The organism is Rhodanobacter ginsengiterrae, from assembly GCF_050026815.1.
Classification (GTDB): domain Bacteria; phylum Pseudomonadota; class Gammaproteobacteria; order Xanthomonadales; family Rhodanobacteraceae; genus Rhodanobacter; species Rhodanobacter ginsengiterrae.
Genome location: NZ_JALBWO010000031.1, coordinates 59,220 through 68,837 on the forward strand (window position 1 = coordinate 59,220; position 9,618 = coordinate 68,837).

Annotated in this window: 5 protein-coding genes; 3 read left to right on the top strand and 2 right to left on the bottom strand. The window is 64.0% G+C overall.

Going from position 1 to position 9,618, the window contains the following annotated elements; genetic code table 11:
* Positions 1-2: 2 nt before the first annotated feature.
* From cyoE to mgtA, 3 genes are all read left to right on the top strand, one after another.
* Positions 3-905 carry a heme o synthase gene (cyoE, locus tag ACQGNJ_RS00445; RefSeq protein ID WP_426687274.1) on the top strand — a complete coding sequence of 301 codons (903 nt, stop codon included), beginning with the start codon at positions 3-5 and terminating at the stop codon, positions 903-905.
* Between the two features lie 293 nt (positions 906-1,198).
* Positions 1,199-1,432, top strand: coding sequence for a hypothetical protein (locus ACQGNJ_RS00450; RefSeq protein ID WP_426687275.1), 234 nt, complete (start codon positions 1,199-1,201; stop codon positions 1,430-1,432).
* Positions 1,433-1,649: 217 nt separating this feature from the next.
* A complete protein-coding gene (gene mgtA / locus ACQGNJ_RS00455) occupies positions 1,650-4,289 on the top strand; it encodes a magnesium-translocating P-type ATPase (RefSeq protein ID WP_426687276.1) in 2,640 nt (879 codons plus the stop codon).
* 531 nt (positions 4,290-4,820) lie between these two features.
* Here mgtA and ACQGNJ_RS00460 read toward each other — a convergent pair.
* A complete protein-coding gene (locus ACQGNJ_RS00460) occupies positions 4,821-7,436 on the bottom strand; it encodes an AAA family ATPase (protein ID WP_426687277.1) in 2,616 nt (871 codons plus the stop codon).
* 275 nt (positions 7,437-7,711) lie between these two features.
* Positions 7,712-8,809: a hypothetical protein gene (locus ACQGNJ_RS00465; RefSeq protein ID WP_426687278.1), complete on the bottom strand. Its 1,098-nt coding sequence runs from the start codon at positions 8,807-8,809 to the stop codon at positions 7,712-7,714.
* Positions 8,810-9,618 lie beyond the last annotated feature (809 nt).

Genomic DNA, 9,618 nt, shown 5'->3' on the forward strand with positions numbered 1-9,618 from the left:
AGATGAGCGTCTTTCGCGAGTATCTGCAACTGACCAAGCCGCGCATCGTCGCCCTGCTGGTGTTCTGCGCGGTGATCGGCATGTTCCTCGCCGTGCCGGGCATGCCGCCGTGGCGCGCGCTGGTGTTCGGCACGCTGGGCATCTGGCTGGCGTCGTCGTCGGCCGCCGCGTTCAATCAGCTGATTGACCAGCGCATCGACAAGGTGATGGTGCGCACCGCGCACCGGCCGCTGGCCACCGGCCATCTCAACGCGCGCCAGGTGTTCGTGTTTGCGCTGTTGCTGGGCATCGCTTCAATGGCGGTGCTGGTGCTGCTGGTCAACACGCTGACCGCGGTGCTGACGTTTGCCGGGCTGATCGGCTACGCGGTGATCTACACCGCCTTCCTCAAGCGTGCCTCGCCGCAGAACATCGTGATCGGCGGCCTCGCCGGCGCCATTCCGCCGGTGCTGGGCTGGACCGCGGTCACCGGTGCGCTGCATCCGTATGCGCTGCAGCTGTGCCTGATCATCTTCGTGTGGACGCCGCCGCATTTCTGGGCGCTGGCGATCTTCCGTCGCGACGACTACGCGCGCGCCCAGGTGCCGATGTTGCCGGTGACCCACGGCGTGGTGTTCACCCGCTGGCACATCCTGTTCTACACCGTGCTGCTGGTGCTGGTGACTCTGCTGCCGGCGCTGACCGGCATGAGCGGCATGGTCTATCTCGGCGGCGCGGCGGTGCTCGGCGGGGCGTTCCTGTATTACGCGGTGCGCCTGCTCAACCCGCCGGACGAGCTGTACTCGATGAAAGTGTTCAACTACTCGATCATCTACCTGATGGCGCTGTTCGCCTTCCTGCTGGCCGACCACTGGCTGGTCGAGCCGCTGGGGCAGCAGGCGGTGACGGTACTCCAGGTGATCTGAGCGGTCTGCGCGGGGCGATTCCTTCCTTCTGCGCATTGACACTTGCGCAGCGCAGCACCACAATGCGCGCGCCCTCCGGCGCGCTGCGCCGGCCGGCTTCCTGTCCTGACTAACCAAGGCATATGGACGTTTACCCTAGTCGCAACGTCGACATCCGCTCGCTTCGGGTGCCGGCGCCGCATAACAAGTTGAACGCCTGCGGCGACCGCCTGCGGTCGGCTGGTGCTTTCCGCTAGGGAAAGTCCGGCCCACTCCTGAGGACGCCATCGGCGTCGTCATGAGGAGATGGGCTGATGAAGCTCCTTCACGATTTTTTCCGCCTGCACCTTGCAGGCCGGTACACGGCAGCCGTTCGCGGTGGTGCCGGCCTGCCCCAATTCAGCGTGACCGTGCCTGCGCCGCTGGTGCCACCGGCGGCTGATCGCGCCGTGGCTGCGCCGCCTGAAGCGGTCGTGGCGATCCGGCGCGAGCCGGCCTCGTTCCTGAAGACCCCCCGCCACCGCCGACTCGGTTCCCGTCGCGGATGATGGCCGTGATCATGCGCACCTCGTGGCCTCCGCCATGCGCACGGCAAGCCCCCGGTCTTTGCCGCCGGACCCGATGGTGCCGCCGCGGCGGACAGGCCATCACAGGCGGCTGACCGGTTACTGAAAGGTCTCTGCCCCAACATCCCGTTGGCGGGACGCCGGGTCTGCGCCGGCCACGTCACGCAGCAGCGATATTCCGCCTCACGGAAGCGAAAGCATGAGCAAGATGTCCCCCATGCCTGCCCAGCAGGCAGCCGGCCGCGCCGCACCCGTGCCCGTTGCCGCGCATGCGTTCAGTGCGAGCGAGAGCGTGCTGGCCGAGCTGGAAACCTCGACCCGTGGCCTGGATGCGCAGCAGATCGAGGCGCGGCTGCATCGCGATGGCGCCAACGAGGTGTCACACGAAAAGCCGCCGCACTGGTCGCTGCAATTGCTGCGCGCGTTCAAGAATCCGTTCATCGTGGTGCTGCTGGTGCTGGCCGGCGTGCAGCTGGTCACCGACCAGGGCGACCTGACCGGACCGATCATCATCGCGGTGATGGTCGGCATCAGCGTGCTGCTCAGCTTCACCCAGGAGTACCGCTCGACGCGTGCCGCCGAGAAGCTCAAGGCGATGGTGCGCAATACCGCCACGGTGACGCGGTGCGCCTCCGACGGGCACAGCGAGCAGATCGAGGTGCCGGTGGTCGAGCTGGTGGCCGGCGACATCGTGCACCTGGCGGCAGGCGACATGGTGCCCGCCGACCTGCGCCTGCTCGGCGCGAAGGACCTGTTCATCAGCCAGGCGATCCTCACCGGCGAATCGCTGCCGGTGGAGAAGTCGGCGCCGGTGCGTGGGGTCATGGCGGCAGCCGGCGACGTCAATCCGCTGGATCTGGTCACCGTGTGCTACATGGGCACCAACGTGGTCAGCGGCACCGCCACCGCGGTGGTGGTGGCCACGGGTGCGCAGACTTATCTGGGCTCGATCGCGCACAGCATGTCGGGTCAGCGCGTGCAGACCAGTTTCGACCGCGGCGTGAACTCGGTCAGCTGGCTGCTGATCCGCTTCATGCTGGTGATGGTGCCGGTGGTGATCGCGATCAACTGGATCGACAAGGGCAGCTTCCTGCAGGCGTTCCTGTTCGGCCTGTCGGTGGCGGTCGGGCTGACGCCGGAGATGCTGCCGCTGATCGTCACCGCCAACCTGTCCAAGGGTGCGCTGGCGATGTCCAGGCGCAAGGTGGTGGTGAAGCGGCTCAACGCGATCCAGAACTTCGGTGCGATGGATGTGCTGTGCACCGACAAGACCGGCACGCTGACGCTGGACAGGATCGTGCTGGAACGGCACCTCGACCTGGACGGCGAGGAATCCGACGAGGCGCTGGAATACGGCTACCTCAACAGCCGTTTCCAGACCGGCCTGAAGAACCTGATGGACAAGGCGGTGCTGGAGCATCGCGACCTGGAATCGGCCGCCGGGCGCTACCGCGTGGTGGACGAGATCCCGTTCGACTTCCAGCGCCGGCGCATGTCGGTGGTAGTCGCCGACGGCGACGGCGAGCACCTGCTGATCTGCAAGGGCGCGGTCGAGGAGATGCTGTCGATCTGCGCGTTCGCGAAAATCGGTGACCTCACCGAGCCGCTGACCGACGAGCGCCGCCGCGAGATCAAGGCGATGACGCACAAGCTCAACGAGGACGGCCTGCGCGTGCTGGTCGTCGCGGTGCGGCGCGAATCGGCGCACCAGCGCGCCTACGGCGTGGCCGACGAGAGCGAACTGGTCGCGGTGGGCTGCCTGGCCTTCCTCGACCCGCCCAAGGACTCCGCTGCCACCGCCATCCGCGCGCTCAACCAGCACGGCGTCGAGGTGAAGGTGATCACCGGGGACAACGAGGCGGTGACGCGCAAGATCTGCCGCGAGGTGGGCCTCGATGTCACCCATTCGGTCGAGGGCCGGGAGATCGAGGCGCTGGACGACGCTGCGCTGGACACGCTGGTCGCGCGTGTCACCGTGTTCGCCAAGATGTCGCCGCTGCAGAAGGCGCGCGTGGTGCGCTCGCTGCAGCGGCTCGGCCACACGGTGGGCTTCCTCGGCGACGGCATCAACGACGCGCCGGCGCTGCACGACGCCGACGTCGGCATCTCGGTGGACACCGCCACCGACATCGCCAAGGAGTCGGCCGACATCATCCTGCTGGAAAAAAACCTGATGGTGCTGGAGGAGGGCGTGCTGGAAGGGCGCGTCACCTTTGGCAACATCATGAAGTACATCAAGATGACCGCCAGCTCGAACTTCGGCAACGTGTTCAGCGTGCTGGTGGCCAGCGCCTTCCTGCCGTTCCTGCCGATGCTGCCGCTGCAGATCCTGGTGCAGAACCTGCTGTACGACATCTCGCAGCTGTCGATCCCGTTCGACCGCATGGACGAGGAATATCTGAGCAAGCCACGCAAGTGGGATGCCGGCGACATCGGCCGCTTCATGGTGTGGATCGGCCCGGTCAGTTCGATCTTCGACCTCACCACGTTCTGGCTGATGTGGCATTACTTCGGCGCCCGCACGCCGGCGCAGCAGTCGCTGTTCCAGTCCGGCTGGTTCATCGAGGGGCTGCTGTCGCAGACGCTGATCGTGCACATGATCCGCACCCGGCGGATTCCCTTCGTGCAAAGCATCGCCGCCGCGCCGGTGCTGGGCCTGACCATCGCGATCATCGTGCTCGGCATGCTGATTCCGTTCAGTGCACTGGGCGCGAAGATCGGCATGGTGCCGTTGCCGCCGATGTACTTCGCGTGGCTGGCAGTGACCCTGGTCAGCTACTGCGTGCTGACTCAGCTGATGAAGCTGATCTACATCCGTCGCTACGGCAGCTGGCTTTGATCGCTGCCCGCTCCTTCTGCTCCCTGTAGGAGTGCACTTGTGCGCGATGCTCTTGTGGCATTCAGAGCGAAGAGCTTTCGTCTGCCTGCGGCAGCCGAGTTACTTTCTCTTTGCGTGGCCAAAGAGAAAGATAACCAAAGAGAAAGGCCACCCCACTTGGCGCTTGCCGCCCATCCATGGGCGGCAAGTCCGTGAGCCGAGGCCGGGCTTTTCGAACGGGCATCCTGCCCGTGCGAAAAGGAGTCGACATCCCTGTCGACTCCCGCTGCGCGGCCTGTCGTCCCCGTCTCACCGCCGCACAGGGGCCCCGGTAGAGCAGCTGGCCATCGTGGCCCGCACTTTTCAGAAGAGCCAAGCAACAGCAACGGGCATCGCGGACGGTAGCCGCGCTGGAAACAACCAGTCGCAAGGCGTTTGACGGGCTGCTTTCGACCCGAAGCGGCCGGTCGGGCTCGGATTGCCTCTGCCCCCCCTAATCACCTAAAGCATTTGTCCCATCGCGCAGGGAGCGTCGCCGAGTGATGGATGCTCTCAGCCTCTGCGTCTGTTGATTTCCTGGAACAGCGCATTCACCGCGTCGATGTCCTGCAGCAGCTCGACAGGCTGCGTCACCGCACGCTGTTGGCCTGCGGCGTGCGAATGCGCCCGGACGTTTCGGCAGCACTTATCGTGCAGGCGTTGGACCTCGCGGTACTCCACATCCTGCACGATCATCACGCCGTTGAGTCGGCCGACCGAGATGTTGTCCCGGAACCGCACGACGGTCTTATTGAGAATCGTGTCCTCGATTCCGACCTCGATCGTCACCCGAAGGTCGTCGTAGGCGTTGCGGATCGCAAGCCGTTCTTCGTCCCCCGGTGGGTTGTTGAAGTTGGCGGCGATCCGCTGGTGATCGGCGCGATGTTGCACGATGCGCTCGCGGTGTCGCCGCATGTCGTAGGGCAACCCTGCGTCAATGTATCCGGGGCCCTCTGCGCGATAGCTGATCGACTTCACGCTGGGCGCCTGCCCGGCATCACCGCAAAGCGTGGTCAGTTCCCCGAAGAACACCGCGTCGTGGGTGAAGACAATGACTTGCCGGACGGCGGATTCCTCGACGATTCTTCGTGCCACGGCAGTTCGATGGTTGTGGTCGAGGCTCGAAACCGGATCGTCGAACACAATCCCGGAAGAGGATCCTGATTGATGGAGTTCCGCGAAGAAGTACGCGAGCGCGCACATGCGCTGCTCGGCCTCGCTGAGCACGATGTGCGGGTCGAGCCGGCTGTCGGGAAGGAGGATGCCGAGACGTACCGATCCCGCGTCGCCGGTTGAACTGACTCCGGCGCGAATATGGTAGAGATCAAGCTTCCTGAGCTCATCGTTCATCCTGCCGGTCAGCGCTTCGCTGACGTAAGTTTTGGCAAGCTGGCCTGCAAATAGGGTGATCGGACGCGTGTTGCCGATGTCCTCAAGGCACTTCTGAAGCTTCACCTTGCGGCCGAGATTACCGACCACCTGGGCAATGCTGTTGATGTGCTCCGACAGCAGGCGCCGCGAGTCCAGTTCTTTGAGGCGAAGCCGCTTCGCCGCCAAGGCTGCCGCGTCGAGGTTTGCGCGCAAGGCGGTCGCCTCTGCGCGCAAGTTGTCCGCGATCTGGTGGATCGAAGCGGTAGGATTCGTGCCTCGGTACGGCGGCCTGTCCTGCCATTCTCCGTTCGCCACCGCAGTTCTAAGCCACTGAAGGCGGGAGACCAGGTCCTCCTGGAAGATCCGGATCTCGTCCGGCAGCGTTTCAATGCGCCCGCGCAGGCTCTCGGACATGACCTGGGAGACGGTAAACGTGACGGTCGCCTGTCCAACGTCGCGCACGAGCTGTTGCCAGGTGTTGCGCGCGGCCTGGGCGGTTTCGGACGCCGTGTCCCGGACATAGCGATCGAAGCGCTGCAAACGATCCTTCGCCGCCGGCGTAAGCTCCTGCTGGCAAAGCACACATTGCGCGCCTTCGCCGGTGACCGGGAAGGCTTGTTCCGGATACGCCGCACCGGTCGAATACTCGCGCGCGGCGTTGAACAGGAGCGCCCAGGGGCCTTGGCCCGTGCCGGGAAGCAGCGGCGTGGCATCTTCGGTTTGCAGCAAGGCCGACGCAGCGCGCTCGGCAGTCTCGGCGTCCAGCAACCTTCGATGCGCCGACTGCACGATATCGATCGCTTCGTCGGACATGACGCCAGCGGCGGTGCCGATGGCGTTGACCAACTCGTCGACCTTGGTCGCGGCGTTGTCCAGCAGCGTCGCCTTGGCTGTGGGATCCGCTTCGTTGATCTCCTGGGGCAGGCGTTCAAGCTCTGCTTGCTCGTCTGCGGTGAGCGCGGCAAGTGCGCGCGCCCGCGCCAGATCCGTTGTGGCGCTGATCGGATGCACAGCCCGGCCAGCGTCGGTATCGGCGGGAATGACGTTGAACGGCGTCACATCCACCGCGAGCCCAGTGATCTCCGCCTGAAGCCGCGGACGCAGCGCCTGACTGAGGCCGTTGGCCAGTTGCTGAAGATAGGTCAGGGCGACGGGCTGGAAGGTGGCCGCTTCCCGCGCCTGAAGGTAGTGGCGCGCGCAGTCGCCGTCGAAGACGGAAATGCCCCGGAGTTCGTGCCGAGAGACGTGTCCGCGTTGACCGCTCCAGAGCGCCTGATCTGGGGTGCCGTCCAGCTCGAAGGCGACGGTGGCGCTTGGCGTGAGCTGGGGGAAGTTCGGGTCGTAGGCATTGGCATAGACGGTACCGGGGCTCCTGGCGCGGCACGCCTGCTTCAGCACGCGCGCATAGCCGGACTTGCCGGTGCCGTTTCCACCGTACGCGACTGTGAGCCCCTGCGACTGGAACCCCAGGGTCTGGTCGCTCGGAATTTTCCCGACGTTGACCAGCGTATGCAGGGACGTGAGTGCCACGGTCGCGTCCTTGTCCGCCTCGGCAGGAAAATGATCCCTGGCGAATGGGATCGGTTGCGGCGCAGGGTCTAGCGCGCTGTCGATTCCGTGGTGTTGCTTGGCAAGATCGAGAATCTCGCCAAGATCGGCATCATTCCATTCTCCTTGAACGCACAGGCGCCGCAGTGCGTCCCGACGCCACGGCGGCAGCCTGTCCGCCCACGCCAGCACTTCCTCATAAATCGCCATGTCCCCGCCCCCGAATTCCCCGGGAACCAAGCATACGGGCTAGTTCGGTGTCAGGCGAACTGCCGCCGCGGGCCGCCGGATGATCGAAAAGCGCAGCTGCCGGGACTCTCTATCGGGAAAATTATCGCGTCCTCGAAGCAGCCCGTTGGCGTTTCGATTCCTTAGCGCTCATCACGTCCGCGACCCTGCACTCCAGTCCCGTCGCGATCTTCAGGAGCGCACAATTAGGCAATGGCGCATCGCTGGTATGTGACTAGGGGCTTGACTGGGATGCATCAGCGAGCGGGAATTTTCACGATTCGATGGTTGAGTAATGGCCGAATGAAGTTCGCAGGAGTGGATCTGTCTAGTGGGCAGGCGCGGACCTGGTATTGACCGCTTTCGCAGTAGCGGAGCAGCTCAATTTCGTCGGTCACTTCCAGTGAATCCTTCTTGTGGTTTCCCTGCTTGACGACTCGAAACGCCACGCGACCCGTGTCTTGATTCTTCATCTTGACGGGTACGATCTTGCGGCCGTCGTAGCGCACCAAGTGAAAGGTCTGGGCGAACACGTCATCGGTGGGGGCGGAGTGGCTCATGGCCGGCGACTTGACTGGGCAAACAGGAATGGAGGCGCAGGGGATCGCGGGGCGAGGCTCCGCGGTGGTGAGTGAGAGTGAAGGTCGAGGTACCACCGACAACGCGCGTTGCGCCAGAATTCGCTTGAGTCCGGATGTGTCGCTAGCGTCGCCACTGAGCCACTCCTTGAACTCCCCATTGGCTGGGCTTGGGTGCGCCACGAACACCCACGTGCGACCCTGCGCTTGAAAGGCCACCTCGTTGATGTCGCAGTAGTCTGGGAACTGCTCACGCATGAGCGCCTTGACGCCATGAATGTAAGCGTTCGTCGTTCCCAGGAGGAGAACCCGCGAAACACTGGCCGGGAGGGGATCCAAGTGTTGAGCAATGCACGTGCGCATCACGTGCCGGGGAAACGGGGCGCGAGCAGCCTTGGGCATGATCGTGCCACTGGTGACGAGCTTGCCATTTTCCATCATTGACAGGCCGCAACGGATCAACGAGGCGGCACCCAGCTGTTGGCCGTTAGCCGACAGCGCCTCGTCGATCGTCTGGCCTTTCAGGTCCACGCCCAGCGCATCAAGAACTTGCCGCAGACGCGGGCGCATTTTTGCAAAAGCTACGCCATCGAAATCTCCGGCTCTGGCTGCCGCGATCTGGGTTGCGCCCTTCGAGAAACCCAGCACGAGCACTTCTGGAGCAGAAGCTCCCCAGTAACCCGGGTTGGCTCGCAGGTGCCAGTCTCCTTCCGCTCGGATGTCTTGCCCAGGGTGATGGCAAGCCCGGCAAGTTTGCCATCCGTGTTGAATCGTCATTGAAGCCTCCACGTGCGTCGAGAGGCCGCAATAGTTGAAGCACGTGCCTACCTTTGCAATCAGTTTCTTTAGGCAGTTTTTAGGCGGGGAGAATGACTCTCATTGGCTTGGCCGTATCCCAGGACTGCAGGTGGATGCAGCGCATTGCTGGTCAGCCTGAAACAACAACGCCACCCAATGAAGAGGCTGCGTGGTCTGGTGCACTGGTCATCCTTGATGTGGTGGCCCCCACGGCGCCCAAACTTCCCAAACAGCATCAGGGGGTTCTACACCGATCGCGCAGACGCTTCGCGAATGGGGTCAGGTCCACTTACGGCCGTTTGAATTGGTGAAGTTGGAGAGCAGCTTCTTCTACTGACTGGCCGCTTCTGGCCGATAGCAGACTTTCTTCCCACTTGAATAATCGTTCACCGCCACTTGCCTTTTGCTCTCGCAACCGCGCAGCGGTTGCGCACCGAGTGCGGGCTACGATGGCCCGCTGCTCTATCCGGGGTCCCTTGTGCGGCGGTGAGTCGGGGTCGACAGGCCGCGTAGCGGGAACCGACATGGAGGTCGGTTCCTTTTCGCACGGGCAGGATGCCCGTTCGAAAAGCCCGGCCCCGGCTCACGGACTTGTTGGGCAGGAAGCCCAACAAGCGCCAAGCGGGGTGGCCTCTCTTTGGGCCACGTTTCTCTGGCCACATGTATGGACCGGAGACATGGGTGACACATGTACCAGGACATGGGTAACAGTTTAGGCCGTTTTACCCAGGTCAATTTCCATCAGTCGATGGTGGGCAAAGTAGAGCGCGTAGATGCCCTCCTGTGTG

What these genes read in the sequence shown, in the direction of transcription:
- ACQGNJ_RS00465 (WP_426687278.1), bottom strand. Translation starts at nt 8,809, where the DNA reads ATGACGATTCAACACGGATGGCAAACTTGCCGGGCTTGCCATCACCCT.
- cyoE (WP_426687274.1), top strand. Translation starts at nt 3, where the DNA reads ATGAGCGTCTTTCGCGAGTATCTGCAACTGACCAAGCCGCGCATCGTC.
- ACQGNJ_RS00460 (WP_426687277.1), bottom strand. Translation starts at nt 7,436, where the DNA reads ATGGCGATTTATGAGGAAGTGCTGGCGTGGGCGGACAGGCTGCCGCCG.
- ACQGNJ_RS00450 (WP_426687275.1), top strand. Translation starts at nt 1,199, where the DNA reads ATGAAGCTCCTTCACGATTTTTTCCGCCTGCACCTTGCAGGCCGGTAC.
- mgtA (WP_426687276.1), top strand. Translation starts at nt 1,650, where the DNA reads ATGAGCAAGATGTCCCCCATGCCTGCCCAGCAGGCAGCCGGCCGCGCC.